Genomic DNA, 21,632 nt, shown 5'->3' on the forward strand with positions numbered 1-21,632 from the left:
CCGCCAAAAGCCTCCGCAGCCCTCTCCAAGGCCCGGCGACCGGGGTCGGTCGGTGTGACAGTTTCGTGATTAGCCCAAGGTTGACATTTTTGCAACACTAAAAAACCACCCCGGCACCATTGGCCGCAAACCCCGCGCAGACTGGCGTATTCCCGGAAAACCGACTATCCTTGATACCGCAACCAACCCCGGGAGGCCTGCTGTGTCCGACAAAATCGCCAAAATCCTGGTGGTCGAGGATGACGAAAACGTGCGCCACCCGGTGTGCACCTGGCTCGACCTCTCCGGGTATGCCGTGACCGAGGCGGTCGATGGTTTGCGCGCCCTGGCCGCCATCGCCGCCGAACGCCCCGACGCCGTGCTGCTCGATCTGCGCCTGCCCGGCCTTGACGGCTTTGGCGTCCTGGAAAGCCTGTCCCATATAAGCGATGCCCCGCCGGTCATCGTCATCTCCGGCCAGGACGGCATCGAAGGCGTCATCCGGGCCTTTCGCCTGGGCGCGGCCGACTATCTGCAAAAACCCATCCTCAGTTTCGATCTGCTGGCCCACGCCCTGGGCGCAGTCCTGGAACGCCAGAAACTGTCACGGGCCGTGCGCCAGGCCGAAAACCGCTATTTCAATCTGGTGCAGAACCTGCCGCTTCTGGTCTTTGTCCTTGACGGCCAACTGGAACTGGCCTTTGTCAACAAATTCTGCCGGCCGCTGCTCGGGTTCACCCGGGCCGAAGCCCTGGCCACCCCCGGCTTCTTCATCGGCCGCGTCCATCCCGAGGACCGCGACCGGGTGGAAGCCTGCCTGCGGCGCAGCCTCTCTCCCCAGGAACGCACCCGGACCGAGGAATGCCGCCTGCTGCACAAAAACGGCGCGACCATCCACATCCTGCTTCGGGCCATCCCCTCCTCCCGGGACAGCACCCCGGAATCCGACCTCACCATCGAAGGCATCGTGGTTGACATCACCGACCGGGTGGAGCTGGAACGCTTCGTGGTCCAGGAAGAAAAGCTCAAGACTCTCGGAGCCATATCAGCCGAAGTGGCCCACGAGATCCGAAATCCGCTCTTTTCCATCGCCGGGTTCGCCCACCGCCTGCAGGCCCGGATGCCGGACAACCGCGAGGCCGGCATCATCCTGTCGGAAGCCCGGCGGCTGGAAGACATTCTCGACAAGATCAGCAATTATCTCCATCCGGTGGACCTGCGCCCCAGACTGTGCTCCCTGGGGGCCATCGTGACCGCGGCCCTGGATTTCCTGGCCCCGGAATTTTCCGCCCGGGGCCTTGCCGCCAACACCGAGCTGTCCCCGGGCCTGCCGGACCTGCGCCTGGACCCCGATCTGCTCACCCAGGTGATGACCAGCCTCGTGCGCTTTGCCGCCAGCCGGATGACCCTTGGCGGCACGATCCGGCTGGCCACCTCGCGCCATTCCCGCTACGCCCACTGCGATGTGGCCTTTCACCCAAGCCGCAACATCATCGACCCGGAGGTGCTGTTTTTGCCCTTCGAGGAAGGCGACGAACGCATGGGGCTGCCGCTGGCCTACCGCATCGTCAAGAACATGGGCGGCTCCCTGACCTTTTCCCAGCCCGGCAACGAGGCCGCCTTCACCCTGCAACTGCCCATCGACCCCCTGGCCGACACCCCGGACGACAACGACAGAAGCGACGACGAACTCGAGGACACGGCCGAGTCTGTCTGGCGTCCCGGGAACGGCCGGACATGAGCGGTGAATCCTGGCTTCCCCGGCTGCTCGGCTGCCGCCTGCCGCCGGATCCCGTCATCGTCGACGGCGGGGCCAACAAGGGCCATGTGGCCGCCCGGCTGTTGGCCGCCCTGCCCCGCGCCCGGCTCCACGCCTTTGAACCCCAGCCGCGCCTGGCCCGAAAACTCGCCAAGCGCTTTGCCGGCGATCCCAGGGTGGCCGTCCACCCCGTGGCCCTGGGCGCATCCCCGGCCACCCTGCCGCTCACCGTCCTGTCCCGGCCCACCCTGTCCTCACTGTTTGCACCAACCGGCATCCAGGACAAGTACGCCGGCCAGGATCTGAGCGTCACCGCAATCGTGGACGTGCCGGTCGTGCGCCTGGACGCGGTCCTTGGCCGGGCCGACGTCATCAAACTGGATTTGCAGGGCTACGAGCTGCCGGCCCTTTCCGGAGCCACGGCGCTTTTGCCCGAGGTATCGGTGGTGGTGGCCGAGACGGCGCTCTATCCGCTCTACCAGGGGCAGGCGCTTTTGCCGGAGCTGGCGGCCTATCTGGAAGGATTCGGGCTGGCGCTTGACGGGTTGTACGATTTCTACCGCGACGCCTCCGGCCGCATCGCCTCAGGTGACGCCGTTTTCGTGCGGCATACGCCGCAGTGATGAGGGGGGAGAGGGAAAGAAGAAGGGGGAATGCCTCCGGCGGCCGGGGGATGATCCCCCCGGACCCCTGCAAAGGGAAAAATTTTCAAGGGTCTTGGCGCTGGCTGCCCAAACGGCCCCTACTCGTCTTGCCTTCCCCAACTTCCGCCCGTCGTCGTGGCAGTGTATCCGGTCAAATCAGACTGACCCCAGGCGGGTTTCCAAAGGGCACTGCCCTTTGGCCGCCGGAGGCTCTCTTCCCTCTTCTCTCACTCCCTCGGCCGCAAGGCTCTCCAGAAACCGCGCCGTGGCCGGCGCGCCGTCCAGGTCGATGGCCCCTGGCGGCGGGGGCGGCCCGGCCAGGGCGGCGACCATACGCCCGGCCAGGACCGGCGGGGCCAGATCGGCCGGATCGAGCACGCCCAAAAGCCCCAGGCCGGCCAGGCGCTCGGCCCGAAGGCGCTGTTCCCGGTTCTGGTCAAACGGGGCCACCAGCCCCCGGCAGCCGGCGGCAAGCAGCCCCATCACCGTGTTGTAGCCGGCCAGACTGACCGACAGGTCGGCCGCCCGCAGCACATCGGCAAACCCGTCCGTGAACCGGGCCACCCGGGCGTCGGGGAGTTGCCCGGCCGCAGCAACCAGGGCCGCATAGGCTGCTTCGTCGCAAAAGGGGCCGGAATATACGCGAAGCGCCGCCCGGGAAAGTCGGGCATCCTCCCGGCAGCCGGCCAGGACCGCAGCCAACACCTGGCTCCCCACCTTGCCGCCGCCGGCCGAAGCAACAATCAGGGTCTTTCCATCAGCCACGCCAAGCTCCCGTCGCACCGCCGGCCGCGGCCGGACAACGGCCGGGGCCGGCGCGACGTAGCCGGTGTGGACCACGGGCACCGGGATTTCGGCGGCCCGGGCAAAGGTGGCGGACAGCGGGAAGAGTGTGGGATCGGCATGGACGCACACGGCATCGAAAAACCGGCCCAGCCGGTCGAGCACCCGGGCCTCGTAGGCCGGCTGGTCCTTTTTTTCGACCAGAATATCGCGCACGCCGCAGACACAGCGGCAGCGCCCGAACCGGCCCTCCCGGACGGCGGCCAGGGCGGGCAACAGCTCGAATTCGAAGGCCTTGCGGCCGAAGGGATAGAGTTCGACGAAAAAAACGTCCGGGGCAAAAGCGGCCAGGGCGGCCAAAAGCCGGGTGCAGCGGTCGGCCTTGGCCGCCTCAAGGGCCGGCCCGGCCAGGGTCAGGGCCTGAAAATCGGCGTCCATGGCCAGGGGGGGCAGGCGCACGAGCCTGACGCCGTCCGGCAGGGCGGCCGGGGTGTCCGGACCGCCAAGGATGAGCAGACATTCGTGGCCGGCCAGGGCAGCCACGATTTCCAGGGTGCGAAACAGGTGGCCCATGCCCAGCACATGCTGGCAGTAGACGGCGACCTTCACGACGCGGGCAGTTCCAGGTCGAGCAGGCCCAGGGACAACACGCCGCCTTGGCAGACCACCTGCTGGATGCACCCGAGGTCAAAGGCCGGCGGTTCGTCCGGCATATAGGCCCGGCCAAGGAGATGGTAGAGCACGGCCTTGATGACGCCCTGGTGGGTGACGACCAGCACGTTTTTGCCGCCATTGGCCCGGGCGGCGTCAAGGAGCGCATGTTCGGCCCGGGACCGCACATCGGCCCGGGATTCGCCGCCCGGAGGCTGGAAATGCCAGCCGGCGGCCTCGGCCTCGGCGATGTCGGCCGGCGGGATGTCGCGCCAGTATTTGCCGGTCCACTCGCCGTAGTGTTGTTCGCGAAGCCGGCGATCAAGCGTCACGGGCAGACGCAGGACGCGGTTTAGGATACCGGCCGTGGACTTGGCCCGGCCCAGATCGCTGGCCAGGATGCGGGCCAGGGACAGCCCAACGAGCCGGGAAGCCAGGGCTTCGCACGCTGCGATCCCGGCCGGGGCCAGTTCGCTGTCCCATTGCCCCTGGATGCGCTTTTCGAGGTTCCACAACGTCGGGGCGTGGCGCATAAGATGAAAAACACAGCGCGACATGGCCTGTCATCCTTGTAGCAGGGTCACTTGTCCGGTCGGACGCCCCGGTTTTCCGGGTCCAGCCGGCAGAGAAATTCGTCCATACCCGTGGCCACGGCCTGGCAGGCGTCGGTCAGGGCCGGGGCCAGGGCCGTGACCCGGGCCACATCGCCCGAGGCTGCGGCCTGTTCGGCCTCGGCCGCCAGATCCCGCATGGTTCCGGCCCCGAACATGGCCGCATTGCCCTTGAGCGTATGGGCCACGCGCTCGCAGGCCACCAGATCGCCCGCCTGCATGGCCCTGCCCAGGGCAGAGAGTTGCTCCGGCACCGAGGCAACGAACTCCCGGCCAACCCGTGACAGGAGTCCGGCCTTGCCCCGGTACTGGGCAGCCAGGGCATCGGTGTCGATGATCCCGCCCAGACGGGCCAGATCGCAGGGATTGCCCCCGACCGGGGCCCGGCCGCGCCGGGCCAGGACCTTGGCCACGACCGCAAAAAAGATCTCCACGTCGATGGGCTTTATGATGTAGTCGTCAAAACCCGCTGCCAGGAACCGCTCCCGCTCCTGATCCATGGCATAGGCCGAAAGTCCCACGACCGGCAGGCCCGGGTCAATGTCCATGTGGCCGGCCCGGATGGCCCGGGTGGCGGCCAGCCCGTCCATGACCGGCATCTGGATGTCCATGAGCACCACATCCACGGCGTGGGCGGCCAGATAATCCAGGGCCACCCGGCCGTTTTCCGCCAAGACCACTTCATGGCCCCGGCTTTCCAGCAGATCCGAGGCGAAAATGCGGTTGACCCGGTTGTCCTCGACCAGAAGGATGCGCAGGCTCGGCGGCATCTCGCGCCGGATGGCGGCAAACGGATCATAGCCAACCCGGCCGCCCGCCGCCGGCAACACCTCAAAGGGACATTCCAGCCAAAAAACACTGCCCTTGCCCAGGGCGCTGTCCACGAACACGCCGCCGCCGAGAAGCCCGGCCAACCGGCGGCAGATGGCCAGCCCCAGGCCCGTGCCGGCCTGGCGCTTGGTCAGGCCGCCGTCGACCTGGGTGAAGCTGTCGAAAATACTGGCCAGCTGGTCGCCCGGGATGCCAACACCGGTGTCCACCACGGCAAAGCGCAGGCCCACCCGCTGCTCGAACCCGCCCGGCGCCGGACTGCGCTCCAGGACGCTGGCCCGAAGGACCACGCTGCCCTGCTCGGTGTATTTGACGGCATTGTTGACCAGATTGCGCAGGATCTGGCGCAGGCGCAGCCCGTCGCCGCGCACGGTGGCGGGCAAATCCGGGCCGAGCTCCAGGCCAAGGGTCAGGCCCTTGTCCCGGGCCAGCACTTCCTGCTCCTTTATCACCGCATCCAGGCAGCGCGGCAGATCAAAGGATTCGGCCTTGATCTCCAGGCGTCCGGCCTCGATTTTCGAGTAGTCGAGGATGTCGTTTATAATCGAGAGCAGCGTGGACGCGGATTCCTCGACCACGGCCAGACGCTGGCGCTGGCTGGGTTCGAGGCGGTCGCGCAGCATGAGCTGGACATAGCCGAGCACGGCATTGAGCGGCGTTCTGATCTCGTGGCTCATGTTGGCCAAAAATGCGCCCTTGGCCTGGCTGGCTGCCTCGGCCCGCTCCAGGGCGGCGGCCAGTTCGGCTTCGAGTTTTTTTCCGGCCGTGACGTCGCGCACGATCTCGACCACGGCGGTCACGGCCCCGGAGGCGTCGAGCAACGGATAGCAGAACAGTTCCACCCAGCCGGCGGAATCCGTGGGATCTTCCTTGGGCACCACGTTGATGGCCAGCTTGCGGGTGGCCATGGCCCGCAGCGACGGACAATCCGGGCACGGAGCGGAAAGGCCGTGGTAGACCTCATGGCAGCGTTGCCCCACCAGCTCGCCCCGGCCCGGATACATGCCGCGAAGAGCCCGGTTGGCCGAAAGCACCACCATGTCCGGGGACAGCACGCACACCCCGTCCTGAATGCCGGCCAGCACGGCGTTTAGAAAGTTGTCCCGATCCCGCAGGGCGGCGGCCAGCTGCCCGGACTCGGTGGCCTGGGCAGCCAACCGGCGGCCGAGGACCTCGATTTCCGCAGTCCGAGCGGCAATGAGGGCCTCCAGTTCCCCGACGATCTTCCTGGCGGCCGTTTCGGTGCGCCGCTTTTTCGTGACGTCCACAACCACGCCCACAATGCCCCGGACAACCGATTCGCCGCCATCGTGTTCGCGGATGAGGGCCTTGTGGATATCGAATTCCCGCCGGCCGGCCGATCCCGGCAGGGCGGTTTCGATAACCTGGGGGGTCCCCATGGCCAGCAGGGCCGCATCACTTTGCCCGCACTCGGCGGCAAAGGCATACTGCTGCACCAGCCCGTCAAGCGAACCGCCGAGGAGCTGGCCGCGCGGAATGCCGAGAAGCTGCTCGAAGGCCCGGTTGCAGCCGGTATAGCGCCCGGAGGTGTCCTTGCAATAGACCGGCAGCGGCAGGGCTTCGAGCATGGCCCGGGAAATCGTGTGCTGCTGGCGCAGACGGGCCTGGGCCAGCTTGCGCGAGGTGATGTCCCGGCCGACAGCCTGATACTCGACCAACTCCCCCTCGGCGTCAAAGATGGCCCGATGGGTCCAGCGTTGCCAGCGCACCCGGCCGTCGGGGCGCAGCACCCGGTATTCGAAACCGGTGGTGGGACGATGGGGGCAAAGGGAAGCAATGCGCCGGGTCACGATGGCCGCCTCGTCGTCATGGATGTCCGGCTGGAAATTTTCCTCGACGCAGGCCTCGGGCGTCTTGCCCCAATAGCGGGCAAAGGCGGCATTGACAAAGGTCAGCCGGCAGGCCGGGTCAAAACGGCAGATCAGCTCGGTCTGGTGTTCGACGATGGAGCGGTAGCCGGACTCGGCGGCCAGCACGGACTGGGGGGGCACGCCCACGGGAAAATCGGCACAGGCCCCTTCCAGCAATCGCGGCGTGCCCAGGCTGTCGCGCACGGTGCGCATGACGCAGTAGATGCGCCTGGAGCCACCGTCCCGGCCATCGGTCCGGGTCTCGAAGGCCACGGGCTCGGGCTGCGACAGGGCGCGCACCAGCAGGTTGTGGCGCTCGGGCACGTCCAGGCGCAGCGGGTGGGCGGCCTGCCGGGACTGGCGCAGGCAGTCGGCCACGTCGCGGTAGCCGAAAAGCCGGGCCAGGGAACTGTTGGCCGCCACCATCCGGCCATGGACGTCGAGACGAAAAAGGCCCTGGGAGGCGTTGTCGTAGAGGTCGCGGTAACGATCGGCCTGTTCGCGAAGGCGCAGGGCTTCGGCGTCGGCCAGGATGTGGGCCAGGGCAGCGGCCACGTCGGTCCAGGTGAGAAGGCCCAGCAGAAAGCCGGCCGGATCGGTGACGGCCAGCCGCCCGGCTCCGGCCCCGTCCATGCCGGCCAGCCCCTGGGCCAGGGGCAGCTGGGGCGAAATGACGGCCACCGGGGCGCGCATGACGGCGTCCACCGGCACGTCCCGGATATCCGTGCCGCCGGCCAGCAAGCGCACGGCGTCGCGGGCCGTGAACATGCCGCGCGGCTTGTCGTCTTCGGTGACCACCACGCCGCCAACGCCCATGCGCACCATGCGGCCAAGGACGCAGGACAGCTTCTCGCCAACAGCCCCGGTGACCACGGCCCGGGCCATGGCGCTGGCCACGCTGCGATCCGCCAGTTCGTCCAGGGAACCGCACAGCCGGGCCACATGAAACGGGGCCAGCATGCCAAGGGCCCGGCCGGTGGCGTCCACCACGGCCAGACGCCGCGACGGCGCAGCCAGCAGATGGCGCAAGGCAGCAGGCAGAAAGTCGCTTTCCGGGGAGACCGCCACCGGGTCCATGACGTCGCGCACGGCCAGATGCGCCGCCTGGACGGCATCCTGGCACAAGACCCGGGCCAGCCCGCGGGTGGTGACCACGCCAAGGGGACGGCCCCCGTCCAGGACCAGGGCCTCGCCCACCCCGGCCCCGAGCAGGGTCCGGGCCGCCTGGGCGGCGGTGGTCCACAGTCCAAGCGTCAGAGGTGACGCCGGGGGCAAGTCACGCAGTGGCGTTTCGTGCAACTTGGCCATGACGGCTCCATCGCCTTCCGGCTCGCCGCCACGTCCGCGAGTCAGAAATGCCTCGATTTTCTACATGGTTACCGAGAGTTACAAAAAGCGAGGTTCTGCAAAAAATGGCAAAGGAGATGCCTCCGGCGGCCAAAGGGCACTGCCCTTTGGACACCCGCAATACGTTTGGAATGTTGCGGATCCAGGCCAGGGTTGGTCTCCAAAAAAATTGCATCGTGCAAAAGCCTCAAGCCCCCTTTTTTACCACGAGACCGGCGGGTTGAGCCAGTGCCATTTTCAGCCCTTCCCGGCCAGCCGCCGCAGCGCCCCGGCCACGGCCCCGTAGTTGCGGTCGCGGTCGTGCCGGTCACGGACATAGGCCCGGGCCGCCTCGCCCATGGCCAGACGCCGCTCCCGGTCCACAACCAATGCGGCCAAAGCCCGGCCATAGGCCGCGTCGTCGCCCGGAGGCGTCAGCAGGCCGGTGCGGCCGGCCGCCACCACCTCGGGCACGCCGCCCTCGGCCAGGGCCACCACCGGCAGCCCGGCGGCCTGGGCTTCGAGATAGACCATGCCGAGCGACTCGCCGATGCCCGGAAAGGCGAACACGTCCCCGGCGCTTAACACCGCCCCCAGCCGCTCGCGGGCAACGCAGCCCAGAAACAGGTGCCGTCCCGGCAACTCCCGGCCGGCCAGGGCGACAAGGGCGTCGCGCATCTCGCCGTCCCCGGCAATGACCAGGAAAAAGTCCAGCCCGGACCGGGCCAGCTCACCCAGCCGGGTGAAAAGATACGTCAGGCTCCTGGTCTTCACGTCGTTTCGAAACATGGCTGCCGTGACAATGACCGGGCGTCCCGACACGCCCCACTCCCGGCGGCAGGCCCGCCGCGCCTCGCCGTCAAAGGCAAAGGCCTCGGGATCGATGCCGGGGCGCACGTAGGCGATTTTCTCCGGCGGCAACAGGCGCAGCAGGTTGTCCACATCCAGGCGGCGGTTGGAAAAAACCAGATCCGCCGCCACCAGCGAGCGGCGATTGAGTTCGTAGCCCAGGCGCGTTTTCAGGCAGCGGCGCTGTTTGGTGGAATAGACGCCCTGGAAGACCACGTAGGGAATGGCGAGTTCACGGGCCACATAGGGACCGATGACATCCGGGGATTTGTAGTAGGCGTGGTAGGTGACAAAGGCCTGCACCCTGGCCTTGGAAGCCGTTTCCAGGGCTTGGCGGCGGGCGGACAGCGCCTCCAGCCAGAGCCTGGGACGGGCTGAGAACCAGCGCGACCGGAAGCGGCTGGGCGTCGTCAGGTCCAGCCCCTGTCCGGCCAGGGCCGCGGCCAGTTCCCGGCCGATGGTCCGGTCCCCGGAGGGATCGGGATGGTCAAGCGGCTTAAACGGCGCGTAGAGGGCGACGTTCACAAGGCCAGTCCCGCGGCAAAGATGCCGGGCGGGGAGCCGGCCTGCTTGGCGAAGATGGCGGCCAGACGACGGGTGTTGGCCGCATTGTCGAACTCGGCGGCAACCACCGCCCGGGCCGCCCCGGTCAGCCGGTCGCGAAGGCCGGGGTCGGTGAGCAGCCGGACGAGGTTGGCGGCCAGGGCCTTGGCGTCACCCGGAGGACAGGTCAGGGCTGTTTCCCCGTCTCGGGCCAGTTCCGGCAGGGCCGAGACGTCGGTTGCCGCCACCGGCACGCCCATGGCCATGGCCTCCACCACCACGTTGGGCACGCCGTCGCGGTCGCCGTTTGGCAACACCCGGCAGCCGATGACAAAGGCATGGGCGGTCCGGTAAAGCTCCAGCACCTGCTCGTGGGGCAGCGCGCCGTGGAAGCGCACCCGGTCGGCCAGGCCCAGCCGGGCCGCCTGTCGGGCCAGAAAATCCCGGTCCTCGCCCGCGCCGACCAGATCGTAGGTGAAATCAATACCCTGTCCGGCCAGCACGGCCAGGGCGTCGAGCACGGTATCCAGGCCCTTTTTGGCCGTCAGCCGGGCCACGGTGAGCAGCCGGTAGGGCGGGCCTTGGGCCGGCCGGGTCCCGTTGCCGTCAAAGAGCGACAGGTCGATGCCGTGGTAGACGCCAAACACCGGGGTGCCATTGGGCGAAAGCTTTTTGAGATAGGCGACGTTGGCCATGGTGCAGGTGACCACAAAGGCGGCCCGGCCGATCTTTTCGGCCAGCCGGGCCGGATTCTGGGTCCAGACGTCCTTGGCGTGGCCGGTGAAGCTGACCGGCGCGCCGGACATCAGCCCGGCGTACATGGCCACTGAGGTCGGCGAATGGGCGAAGTGGGCGTGCAGGTGGGGCGACTCGCCCGGGGGCAGGGCCTCCCGGCACAACAGCCCGGCCTGGAGCAGATGCTTGACCGTGGCCGATTTGGGCGATTGGAAGAAATGGCGCAGCATGAGCCCGGCCGCCCGCAGCCAGCCCCGGGGCCGGGCCAGGGCGGTGCCGACGTTGGCGGCAAGGAGCCGGGGCAGGGCCGGCAGGATATATTCCGGCAGATAGACCACCTCGGCCCGGATGCGCCCGACCGAGGCATGGGAAAAGTCCTCCCGGGGCTTTCGCATGGACACGATGCGCACCGTGAAGCCAAGGCTCTCCAGCAGTAAAATCTCGTTGGAAATAAACGTCTCGGAGATCCTCGGATACCCCTTGAGCACCATGACCAGCACTGGCTTGCCTTTTCCCGCCATCAGTCGCTATCCGTCCTCGTTACATCGTTCCCCGTTGCAGGAGCCTGTCCCCGTCTTCCCATGCTCAACTTCCACGCACCGGTCAGGCAACACCCACCGTCCAATCAGCCATCCCCCAGGCGGGGATTCCAAAGGGACTCAGTCCCTTTGGCCGCCGGAGGCCTCTTCCCTCTTCTCTCTTCTCTCCTGCCCGCCACTCTCTCCCTCTATCCGCGATACCCGAACACCAGCCGCAATACCCGTCGCACCAGAGGCGAAAAAAGTTTCGTTTCCAGCGTCCGGCCGGCGGCCCGTTTGCCGGTTTCGCCCAGGGTCGGATAGGGCAGCACCGTGCCGGCCAGGGTGGACAGGCCGACCTTGCCGGCCCGGGCGGCCAGCCACTGGGCCAGCAGTTCCCCGGCCCCGCTCCCGACGATGCCGACGCCAAGGAGCCGGCCGCGTTTGCCGAGAACCAGCTTGACCAGCCCGGCGGTTTCGCCGGCCGCCCTGGCCCGGTCGTTGCCGGCAAAGGGCTCGGCAATGACCGTATGGGCGATGCCGGCCGCCCTGGCCCCGCTTTCGGTCAGCCCGGCAGCGGCCAGGGCCGGATCGGTAAAGGCGCAGCGCGGCATGAACGTATAATCAACCCGGCGCGGCAGCCGGAAGACCGCCCCGGCCACCACCACCCCGCCCTCGTAGCCGGCGGCGTGGGTGAACTGGTGGCCGCCTGTCACGTCCCCGGCCCCGAACACGTGGGGCACGGAGGTGCGCAGACGGTCATCGAGCACAAGCCCCTTTTCTGTATAGGCAATCCCGGCCGCGTCAAGGTCCAGTGCGTCGAGGTTGGGGGTGCGGCCCATGGCGACGAGGATGGCCTCGGCCGCAATTCCCCGGCGTTGGCCGCCGTGGATGACGGTCACCGTGCGCAGCCCGGCTGCATCCGGCCCGGCCACGGATTCCACAACCGAGTCCAGGCACACCTCCACGCCGTCGGCCGCAAGGCCGGCGGCCACGACCGCGGCCAGATCGGCGTCCTCGCGCGACAGGAGTTGGGCGCTTCGCTGCACCACCGTCACCCGGCTGCCCAGCCGGGCAAAGGCCTGCCCCATCTCCGCAGCAATGGCCCCGCCGCCGAGGATGACCAGCGAGGCCGGCAGTTTTTCCAGGGAAAAGAGTTCCCGGTTGGTCAGATAGCCGCTGCTTGCCAGTCCCGGGATGTCCGGCACGGCCGCCCGGGAGCCGGTGGCGATGACGATGCGGTCGGCGGTGATGCGCCGTCCGTCGAGTTCCAGGGTGTGGTCATCGACAAACCGGGCTTGGCCGAAATGGACCTCGGCCCCAAGCCGGCGGAAGCGGTCCGGCGAATCATGTTCCTGGATGCCGGCAATGACCCCTTGGATGCGCCGGCGCACCAGTGCGAAATCAACCGGGCCGGGCTCGATGGCCGGCAACCCGTATTCGGCGGCCCGGCCGGCCAGATGGCGCACCCGGGCCGTTTCAATCAGCGTCTTGCTCGGCACGCAGCCAAAATGCAGGCAGTCGCCGCCAAGAGCCCGTTCGCTCTCGACCAGGAGCACCCGCACCCCGAGCCGGGCCGCACCGGCCACAACCGTGAGTCCGGCTGCGCCGCCGCCCATGACCAGCAGATCATATTCGCCCAGATGCCCCATACCTGCCTCCGTTTTTCCCAAATACCCGCCGCGCCCCTATGGCGGACGGCAAAATCATGGTAACGGAAAAAACCGTAAAGCCAAACCGTCGGCACGCTGCCGGCCGACATCCGAGGTTTATTATGACAAAACGCACCTACGATCTGGCCATCATCGGCGCTGGCCCGGCCTGCGGCCCGGCCGCCCGGCGTTGCCGCGAGGCCGGCTGGTCCGTGGCCATCATCGAATCCGGCCTCCTTGGCGGCGTGTGCCCGCACACCGGCTGCAATCCCAAAAAAGTGCTCATGGGGCCGGCCGAAGCCGTGACCATGGCCCGGCATCTGGCCGGCAAGGGCCTTTCCGGCGAACCCCGGCCCGACTGGCCGGCCATGGCCGCCTTCACCCGGACCTTCACCGAACCCGTGGCCCCCTGGCTGGCCCGGCACTACCGCGAGGCCGGCATCGACGTGATCGAGGGCCGGGCCGCCTTCACCGGCCCAAACACCCTGGCGGCCGGCGACACGACCATCGTGGCCAAAAAAATCCTCATCGCCACCGGAGCCACCCACCAGCGTTTCGACTTCCCCGGAGCCGAACATCTGCAAACCAGCGACGATTTCCTGGCCCTGGAGACGCTTCCGGCCCGCATCGTCTTTGTCGGCGGCGGCTTTGTGGCCTTCGAACTGGCCCATCTGGCCCACGTCTGCGGCGCGCGCGCCACCATCGTAACCCATGGCGACACCGCCCTTCGCCGGTTTGATCGCGACGCCGCCTCCCGCCTCATCGAGGCCACCCGGGCCATGGGCATCGCCGTCCACGTCAACGCCCCGGTGGGGCGCATCGACAAGGAGCCCCATGGCCTGTGCCTGAGCGCCCCGGGCCTGGATATCGCCGCCGACATGGCCGTCAACGCCGCCGGCCGGCCAGCCCAGATCAAAAAACTCGGCCTGGATCTGGCCAATGTCGCCGCCGGCCCGGCCGGCATCCGCGTCAACGCCTTCCTGCAAAGCACCACCAACCCCGACGTCTATGCCGCCGGGGACTGCCTGGACGCCCCCTATGCCCTGACCCCCACGGCCGACCTGGAAAGCCGCACCGCCGCCGAAAACATGCTGGCCGGCAATACCACGCCCATCAACCGCACCGGCACGCCAAGCGTCCTTTTCACCCAGCCGCCCCTGGCCATGGCCGGACTGACCGAGGCCGACTGCCAGACCCAGAACATTCCCTACACCAAAAAGGAATACGACCTCGCCGAGGCCTTCCCCTGGCAACGCCTGGGCGAACACCCCGGTTATTCCAAAACCCTGGTCTCGCCCGACGACGACCGCATCCTCGGGGCGCATATCCTCGGCCACGCCGCCGACGAACTCATAAACGTCGTGGCCCTGGCCATGCGTCAGGGGTTGCCGGCCAAGGCCCTTCGCGAAACCATCTGGGCCTATCCGACCTGCGGCTATTATCTGCGGTATATGTTTTAGGGCAGCATCGGGGTGCTGCCCCGAGCCCTGCCGGGGGGATGATCCCCCGGCCCCCGCGACGGGGGAGGCAATGCTTTAAAGCGCCGTGGCAATTGCCACGAGCCTGCACCGGACGAGGGGGATGGAGCAATGAGCGCCAATACCGTGATCTGGATCGCCGGCCTGATCCGTGCCGCCCTCTCCCTCTCTGCGCCCACGCCGCCGCCTGACAAACCCAGACGCCCGGACGATTGCTGAACCCGGGACATCCTTTCGCTGTTTACGCCCTCCGGGAAACCGGAGGGCGTTTTTGCGCCCGAAAGGGGACAGAAGGAAAAACTATTTCGAGGTCATGACGCACACGCCTGTCCACTTTTCCGGCGGCACGGCCAGGTAATCGCGGCACCGGGTGACGTAGGAGGCGGCGGCAGGGTCACTGTCGGCGATGTGGGTGAAGTGTTCCAGGGCGTTGGCGAACTCGCCCCGGGTGAAGGCCTCAAGCCCCTTGGCGTAGACGGCAAAGGTCTCGGCGCGCTCGGCCGCTTCTTCAGGCCACATTGGTTCGGAAACGACCACGGGTTCGCCCCGGCCGACCACGGCGACCCGGGCCAGGGTGCGGGCGGCGATGGTCTCGCCCATGGCCTCGCGGGTGGCCTGGGAGATCATGGTCCGGGTGCCGAACTGTTTGTTGATGCCTTCCAGGCGCGAGGCCAGATTCACGGCGTCGCCGAGCATGGTGTAGTCAAAGCGGGAATTGGACCCCATGTTGCCGACCACGGCCGGGCCGGTATTGAGCCCCACGCGCATGATGACGTCGCGGTGGACGATGGGTTCGAAGACGGGGTGCATCCGGGCCAGTTGACGCTGGCAGCGCAGGGCGGCGCGCACGGCCCGGGTGGCGTGGTCGGGCTGGTCCAGGGGGGCGTTCCAGAAGGCGATGATGGCGTCGCCCTCGTATTTGTCCACGGTGCCGCCTTCTTCGAGGATGATGTCGGTCATGGCCGTCAGGTAGGTGTTGAGGAAGGCGGTCAGTTCCTGAGGCCCCAGGCCCTCGGAGATGCTGGTAAAGCCCTGGAGATCGGAAAAAAAGATGGTGAGCTCGCGCAATTCGCCGCCAAGGCTCATGCGCTCGGGGTGAGCGATGAGCTGTTCGATGACGTGCGGACTCAGGTATTGGCGGAAGGCGGATTTGATGAAGCGTTTCTGGCGGCCCTCGGTGGCGTAGCCGATGAGTACGGCCGTGGCCAGGGAGGCGGCCACGGCGGATTCCGGCAGGGCCAGCGGCTGCCACGAGCCCAGGGAATAGGCGGCCAGGGCGATCAGGCCCGGCAGCGGCACGAGCAGGATGACGCAGGCCGCACCGGCCACGGCCCCGGTGGCCAGGGACACGGCCAGCCCGGAGACGAGGGACAGGGCGGCGGTCAGGAGCCAGTCGACCAGGGGCGGGGCATCGCGCAGGAAATCCCCGGAAAGGAGGCTTTCCAGGGTCTGGGCGTGGATCTCCACGCCCGAGGTGACGCCGGCCACCGGGGAGGGGCGCAGATCGAGCAGGCCCGGAGCGGAAAAGCCGAAAAGGACGTAGCGGTCGCGAAACATTTCCGGATCAAGGGCCGGCGTGCCGCCGTCGCGCAGGGCCAGTTCGCTTTGGATGACGGCGGCGGCGGACACGGCCGGAAAGGCTTCGGAAGCGCGCCAGCGCGGGATGACCCGGCCCCAGGGGTCGAGCGGGATGACGGAACCGCCCAGACGCAGGGCGTCAGGGGACACGGCCAGGGAGACCTCCGGATGGCGCAGCACAAAGGCGGCCAGGGACAGGCTCGGCACCGGCCGGCCGTCGAAGACGCCGAAAAGCGACACCCGGCGGTAAATGCCATCGGGATCGGGCTCCTGGCTGACGTTGCCGAGAATTTTCGCTCCGGCAGCCACGTCCGGCACGGGAAAGGCGGCCCTGGGGTAGACCGGGGCCACCTCCGGGGGCAGGCCGGCCAGCCAGGCGTCAAGGCCGGCGACGGCCAGGGGATCGGCCGGCATGGCTGCCGGCCAGGACGTATCCTGGCCGGTTTCGCGGCCGAGAAAGACGGCCATGGCCAGCCGGTCCAGCCGCTTGCCGGCCTCGGCCAGGGCGGCGTCGTCAGCCACGCCGTAGGCCGAAGGTTCGGTGTAGAGCACGTCAAAGGCCACGGCGGCCGCCCCGCCCCGGCGGCAGAAATCCAGGATGAAGCCGTAGACTTCCCGGGGCCAGGGCCAGGACAGGCCGTTCTCCCTGGCTCCCCAGTCCAGGCTGGCCTGATCCAGGAGAATGAGGCGCACCGCGTCCGTGGCAGACGTTTTGGGGGCGAGCAGACGGGCCCGCCAGTCGAAGCTGCGGGCCTCGAGGGCGTCGGTGAGGCCGGAAAGCGAGAGCACCCAGGCGGCGGCCAGCCCGACCAGTCCGGCAATGAGGCCGTGGCGGATGCGTTTGGCAAACACCTCCTGGCCGGCGGCCGGGGGTGCGACGGGGGCGGCTGGCGGCCGGGCGGCCTTGGGCGTTGGCTGGCTCATGGGGTCTCGTATCCGGCGGGGTGTGGCCGGGGGCCCTTTGGCCCCCGGCACGGGAAGGGGAGCAACAGCCGGCTAGATATCGCCCAGGGCGGCCTTGAAGCGGGCGGCCCGGACAGCCGGTTCGTTCACCTCGGCCACGCGGGCCAGGTTGGCCAGTTCGCTGATGCGGTCGCCAGGAGCGGGATGGGTCTTGGCAAAGTCCGCCCCGCCCGGAGACAGGCGTTTTTGCATTTCGGCCAACATGCCCGGCAGACCGGACGGGTTGTAGCCGGTGCGGGTCAGGATGGACACGGCGGCCTTGTCGGCCTGGTATTCCAGGGTGCGGGAGTAACCGTTGTTGACCATGGTGGTCATGATGTCGCCGATGGAATCGGCGAAAAGGCTGCTCAGCTGGGACAGTTGCCCGCCGCCGGCGTGCTTGACCGCCTCGCCGCCGATGATGCCCAGGGCTTGGGTGGTGCGGGCGCGTTTGATGGCCCGCAGCGCGTCCTTGTTCTGGACGTGGGCGATCTCGTGGGCCAGGACGGCGGCCAGGGCGTTTTCGCCGGAGCAGCAGCGCACCATGCCGCGGGTGATGAAAATGAGCCCGCCGGGCGCGGCAAAGGCATTGATCTCGGCCGAATCGAGGATGAGGAAGTGATACCCGCCATAGGTCTGGGGCATGTCCGAGAACATGGACAGGGCCTGGCCCACCTCGTTGACGTAGGCGTTGGCCGCGGCGTTGTTGTAGGGCTGGTATTTGGCCAGAAGCGTCGCGCCGACGGCCCGGCCGATGTAGTATTCCTGCTGCGGGTTGAAGTCTTCGGCGGCATGGGCCACGGCCGAGGCCCCCTTGACGGCCGAGGCGGCATAGTCGCCGACGGGCACGCCGGCAACGCTGCCGCCAAAGGAACCAAGGGCCTGGGAAAGGGCCTCGGGGTTGCGGCAGCCGGCCAGGGCCAGGACAGCCAGGGCCAGGACGGCGCAGGCAATCAGGCTACGCGGTTTCATCGCGCCCCTCCCTGCGGTTTGACGTCGCCTTTGTTCAAAAAGGCGATCAGGGCGGCAGCGTCGTAGTGCACCCGCTCCATGGCGTCGACAGCGGCGAAGTTGCCGCCGTGGCTGCGCTTGTAATCGGCCTCGACTTCAGCGGAAAAGCCCTTGCCGGCCAGGGCCATTTCCTTGCCCGACACGCTGCCGGGTGCGGCCGAGCCGCCGGACATGGCCAGTTTGTCCGTGGAAAGCGCGGTCTTGTGCATCCAGCCGGCCACGCCTCCGGGCAGCGTCACCTTGGACCAGTCACCCTGCTCTTCCAACACGTCCACGGACTGGCCGTAGCCGGCCTTGGCCACGATCTTGCCCAGAAACGACGGGGTCTCGCGGACCTGCCCGTCGCGCACCGACACGCTCATGACCTTGGCGGCAATGGCCCAGGCCGTGCCCAGGCACAGAGCCAGGGCCAGGGCCAGTACCAGTTTTCGACTCCTCATGCCTGCCTCCTTGGCGGCGTCCGAAGACGCCGGTTTCCGGCCCCTCCCCAGGCGCAGGCAGGCGGAGCCGGCATAGTGCCGAATAATCGTTACAACGCCGAATTACCGTTTCACCGTGACCTTGGCCAACTGCTCGAAATACCGGATGATGCTGCCGTGGTCGTCCTCGCCGCAGCCATCGGCCAGCATGGCCTGCATGACTTCCATGACCGAGGCGGTAAACGGCAGAGGCACATGCAACTCGTGGGCCGTCTGCATGACGTTGGCCAGATCCTTGGCGTGGAGCTTGATGCGAAAGCCGGGATCGAACTTGCGGTCCATGACCAGCGGAGCCTTGGCGTCGAGCACCGTGCTGCCGGCCAGCCCCCCCCGGATGGCCTGATAGACCAGCTCCGGCTCCACCCCGGCCTTGGCGGCCAGGACAAAGGCCTCGGACATGGCTGCGATATTAAGGGCCACCACGATCTGGTTGGCGAGCTTGGCCACATTGCCGGCCCCGACCTCGCCAACCCGGGTGACGGCGGCGGACATGGCCGAAAGCACCGGGGAAACCGCCTCGAAATCGGCCGCATCGCCGCCGACCATGACGGTCAGCGTGCCGTCAATGGCCTTGGGTTCGCCGCCGCTGACCGGGGCGTCGAGAAACCGCACGCCCTTTTCGGCCAGGGCCGCCGCTATCTCCCGGCTGGCCAGGGGGGCGATGGAACTCATGTCCACGACGTAAAGGCCCGGTCGCGCGCCGTGGACAACGCCGGCCTCGCCCAGAAGGACCTCGCGGACCTGGGGTGAATCCGGAACCATGGTGATGACCAGATCGCTGGCCTCGGCCACGGCGGCCGGCGACGGGGCGTAGGCGGCCCCATGGCTGGTGACGGCCTCGACATTGGCCTTGGTGCGGCTAAAGACGGTCAATTGGTAGCCGGCCGCAAGCAGATTGCGGCACATGGGCTTGCCCATGATGCCCAGGCCGATAAAGCCTATTTTTTTCATTCTTTTTCCTCATCCGTTCAAAAAGAGGGCTTGGCAACATATCGCACGAGCACGCAAACCTCTCGTTTATACACTTCTCCCTTTGCAGGGGTCCGGGGGGATCATCCCCCCGGCCGCCGGAGGCATTCCCCCTCTTCTCCTTTTCGCACTCCCTCGGCCGGAAGCATCCCCCTGTCCGTTCGTTGCCACTGCTCGCCGCAGGCCATGGCCGCCATCCAGCCAAGCGAGGCTCTGGTGTCCGGGGTGGGCACGTATTCCAGGCCGACAAACCCGCCATAGCCCAGACGGTCGAGTTCGGCAAAGAGAAAGGGAAAATTGATCTCGCCGGTGCCGGGCTGATGGCGGCCGGGATTGTCGGCGATCTGGATATGGCTGATGCGGGGCAGGTTGGCGGCAAGCGTCCCGGCCAGCTCCCCTTCCTGGCGCTGGGCGTGGTAGACGTCGTACTGCATGGCGGCGTTGGGCCGGCCGACCGCGTCCAGAAGGGCCATGACCTGGCTCGTGCGGCAAAGGACAAAACCGGGGATGTCGAAGCGGTTTATGGCCTCGATGACCAGGGTGATGCCTTTGGCGGCCAGGAGGTCGGCGGCGTAGGCCACGTTTTCGGCCAGGACGTCCAGGGCCCGGGCTTCGGTCACCCCCGGGGCCAGCTTGCCGGCCAGACAGTTGAGCCGAGTGACCCCCAGGGCCTTGGCATACTCCACGGCCAGGGGCACCCCGTCCCGAAATTCGGCCACCCGGGCGGGATCGGCGGCAATGCCCCGGTCGCCGGCCGCCCAGTCGCCGCAGGGCAGATTGAATAGCACCTGGGTCAGGCCGCTCTCGGCCAGAAGCCGGCGCAGTTCCGCGGCCGGGTAGGCGTAGGGGAACAGGTATTCGACGAACCGGAAGCCGGCGGCCCGGGCTGCGGCAAAACGCTCCGGAAACGGGAGCTCGGTAAAAAGCATGGTCAGGTTGGCAGCAAACCGTGGCATGAAACCTCCCTCAGGATTTATCGGAATGGGCGTCCGGGGTTTGCGCCCTGGCCGCGGCGGCCGGGTCGAAACAGGGCGCGCCGGACAGAAAGCAGGCCACCATGGTCTCGATACTGTCCTCGCTGACCATGAGCATGTCGGTTTGCCGGGTAAATTGCAAAAGCCGCCCCATATGGCCGAGCTTTTCGGCAATGATCTCGGGTGAAAACTTCTGGAACCGGCCGGACACCCGGTCCGAGACGGCCTCAACGGTAAAGCCCAGTTCGGCCAGGATGCGGCCGATGGCCCTGGCCCGGCGCGAGCGTTTGACGTCGTCGGCAGCGCCGCCGGAAAAGGAAAAGGTGATGTAGTTCTTGTTGACGGTCTGGCCGCAGTAGCAGTCGAGCACGCCGTAGTGGTAGCCCACCCGCGAACTGAAGTTCAAGTATTTGTCGGAAATGATGGCGTAGGATTTCTCGCCGAAGCGGTCAGCCCCGGCCCGGGGCTGGGCAACGAGCTGTTCGGACATGACCGAAAGAAAGCCGCCGAGGTTGACCGGCCGCAGGGCCTTGGCCTCCTCGGACAGGACCAGCCCGGTCAAAAGCGCGGCAAAGGGGCGCGAGGCGATGTCGGCCGGGCGCACCCGGTGGCGGCCGGCGGCCTGTTCCTTGATGCCGCCGCCGAGGTCGATGATGTGCAGGTCAAGGCCGGTGGTGGCGTCCAGGGCAAAGGTCCCGCCGTGCTGGCCAGAGACGAGGTCGCTGACGGCAAACATGCAGCCGTAGGACCATTCGTGCAGAAGCCGCGTCACGTCGTGCAGGCTGGTGCAGTTTTCCGGGCGAAATTCCGGGGCCTTGGGATTTAAAAGGGTCAGCGGCACGATGCGCCGGGCCACCTCGGCCAGGATGGCGTGGACCTGGGTGCCGGCCATGAGCGCCGGGGTCTCGGCCGCGTCGGCCAGCAGGCTCTCCACCCGGCCCCGGTAGACGCGCCCGGCCCCGACGTCCACGGTGACGACTTCGCCCGGCAGTAACAGCCGCGTGGCCCCTTCCAGGCCAAGCAGGGTCGGCACGCCGAACTCCCGCGACAGCGAGGCCATATGCCCGGTGACGCTGCCATGGTCGGTGACGATGGCCGCCGCCCGCTTCATGACCACCATGAACTGGGGCGAGCTGTGGGGGGCGACCAGCACCGCACCCTCGGGAAACCCGTCCAGGGCCTCCTCGGTCAGGGCCAGATAGACCGGGCCGCAGGCCATGCCGCTGGCCGCAGCCTGTCCGCCCTGGGCCACGATCTCATAGCCGGGCACGGGCGGGGCGGCATTCTGGGCCACGTCGGCCAGGGCGGTCAGCGGCCGGGACTGGAGAATGATCAATTCGCCCGCATCGTCCAAGGCCCACTCCATGTCCTGGGGCCGGCCGAAATGGCGCTCCAGGGCCAGTCCCCAGCCGGCCAGGGTGCGGGCCTGCCCGGCGGTCAGGCAGGGGG

The 21,632-nt window shown here is 67.8% G+C and carries 15 protein-coding genes; 3 read left to right on the plus strand and 12 right to left on the minus strand.

Annotated elements, in window-relative coordinates; translation table 11 throughout:
* The first annotated feature begins 202 nt into the window (after positions 1 to 202).
* Positions 203 to 1,720 (plus strand): response regulator, encoded by a 1,518-nt coding sequence (locus DVDV_RS05925; RefSeq protein WP_075353790.1) that lies wholly within the window; start codon positions 203 to 205, stop codon positions 1,718 to 1,720.
* Complete coding sequence (locus DVDV_RS05930) at positions 1,717 to 2,361, plus strand: FkbM family methyltransferase (RefSeq protein ID WP_075353791.1); 645 nt, start codon at positions 1,717 to 1,719, stop codon at positions 2,359 to 2,361. The genes DVDV_RS05925 and DVDV_RS05930 overlap by 4 nt, the downstream gene beginning before the upstream one ends.
* A 177-nt stretch (positions 2,362 to 2,538) precedes the next feature.
* On the opposite strand, the gene DVDV_RS05935 is transcribed toward DVDV_RS05930, so the two are convergent.
* The 6 genes from DVDV_RS05935 to DVDV_RS05960 form a co-directional block, all read right to left on the minus strand.
* Positions 2,539 to 3,774 (minus strand): glycosyltransferase family protein, encoded by a 1,236-nt coding sequence (locus DVDV_RS05935; RefSeq protein ID WP_083634665.1) that lies wholly within the window; start codon positions 3,772 to 3,774, stop codon positions 2,539 to 2,541.
* Complete coding sequence (locus DVDV_RS05940) at positions 3,771 to 4,373, minus strand: histidine phosphatase family protein (protein WP_075353792.1); 603 nt, start codon at positions 4,371 to 4,373, stop codon at positions 3,771 to 3,773. The genes DVDV_RS05935 and DVDV_RS05940 overlap by 4 nt, the downstream gene beginning before the upstream one ends.
* Positions 4,374 to 4,396: 23 nt before the next feature.
* On the minus strand, positions 4,397 to 8,437 hold the full coding sequence (locus DVDV_RS05945) for a PAS domain-containing protein (protein WP_075353793.1): 4,041 nt from the start codon (positions 8,435 to 8,437) through the stop codon (positions 4,397 to 4,399).
* 276 nt (positions 8,438 to 8,713) lie between these two features.
* Complete coding sequence (locus DVDV_RS05950) at positions 8,714 to 9,829, minus strand: glycosyltransferase family 4 protein (protein ID WP_075353794.1); 1,116 nt, start codon at positions 9,827 to 9,829, stop codon at positions 8,714 to 8,716.
* Entirely contained in the window at positions 9,826 to 11,103 is a 1,278-nt protein-coding gene (locus DVDV_RS05955) for a glycosyltransferase (protein ID WP_075353795.1), read from the minus strand. The genes DVDV_RS05950 and DVDV_RS05955 overlap by 4 nt, the downstream gene beginning before the upstream one ends.
* Positions 11,104 to 11,309: 206 nt before the next feature.
* Positions 11,310 to 12,752, minus strand: coding sequence for an NAD(P)/FAD-dependent oxidoreductase (locus DVDV_RS05960; protein WP_075353796.1), 1,443 nt, complete (start codon positions 12,750 to 12,752; stop codon positions 11,310 to 11,312).
* 122 nt (positions 12,753 to 12,874) lie between these two features.
* Between DVDV_RS05960 and DVDV_RS05965 the strand changes: the two genes are divergently transcribed.
* Positions 12,875 to 14,212, plus strand: coding sequence for an NAD(P)/FAD-dependent oxidoreductase (locus DVDV_RS05965; RefSeq protein ID WP_075353801.1), 1,338 nt, complete (start codon positions 12,875 to 12,877; stop codon positions 14,210 to 14,212).
* A gap of 318 nt (positions 14,213 to 14,530) precedes the next feature.
* Here DVDV_RS05965 and DVDV_RS05970 read toward each other — a convergent pair whose 3' ends face one another.
* The 6 genes from DVDV_RS05970 to DVDV_RS05995 all read right to left on the minus strand — a co-directional run.
* Entirely contained in the window at positions 14,531 to 16,732 is a 2,202-nt protein-coding gene (locus tag DVDV_RS05970; protein WP_083634667.1) for a CHASE2 domain-containing protein, read from the minus strand.
* Positions 16,733 to 16,804: 72 nt separating this feature from the next.
* A complete protein-coding gene (locus DVDV_RS05975) occupies positions 16,805 to 17,722 on the minus strand; it encodes a M48 family metallopeptidase (RefSeq protein ID WP_075353797.1) in 918 nt (305 codons plus the stop codon).
* Positions 17,719 to 18,201, minus strand: a complete 483-nt coding sequence (locus tag DVDV_RS05980) for an SH3 domain-containing protein (RefSeq protein ID WP_075353798.1) — start codon at positions 18,199 to 18,201, stop codon at positions 17,719 to 17,721. Before DVDV_RS05980 ends, DVDV_RS05975 begins: the two co-directional genes overlap by 4 nt.
* Positions 18,202 to 18,303: 102 nt before the next feature.
* Positions 18,304 to 19,191 carry a 2-hydroxy-3-oxopropionate reductase gene (garR, locus tag DVDV_RS05985; RefSeq protein WP_075353799.1) on the minus strand — a complete coding sequence of 296 codons (888 nt, stop codon included), beginning with the start codon at positions 19,189 to 19,191 and terminating at the stop codon, positions 18,304 to 18,306.
* 101 nt (positions 19,192 to 19,292) lie between these two features.
* Positions 19,293 to 20,165, minus strand: coding sequence for a hydroxypyruvate isomerase (hyi, locus tag DVDV_RS05990; RefSeq protein ID WP_083634668.1), 873 nt, complete (start codon positions 20,163 to 20,165; stop codon positions 19,293 to 19,295).
* A 10-nt stretch (positions 20,166 to 20,175) separates the two neighbouring features.
* Positions 20,176 to 21,632: PEP-utilizing enzyme (locus DVDV_RS05995; protein WP_254845273.1), on the minus strand; the 1,457-nt coding region annotated here is incomplete at its 5' end.

This window comes from Desulfovibrio sp. DV, assembly GCF_001936595.1.
Classification (GTDB): Bacteria; Desulfobacterota; Desulfovibrionia; order Desulfovibrionales; family Desulfovibrionaceae; genus Solidesulfovibrio.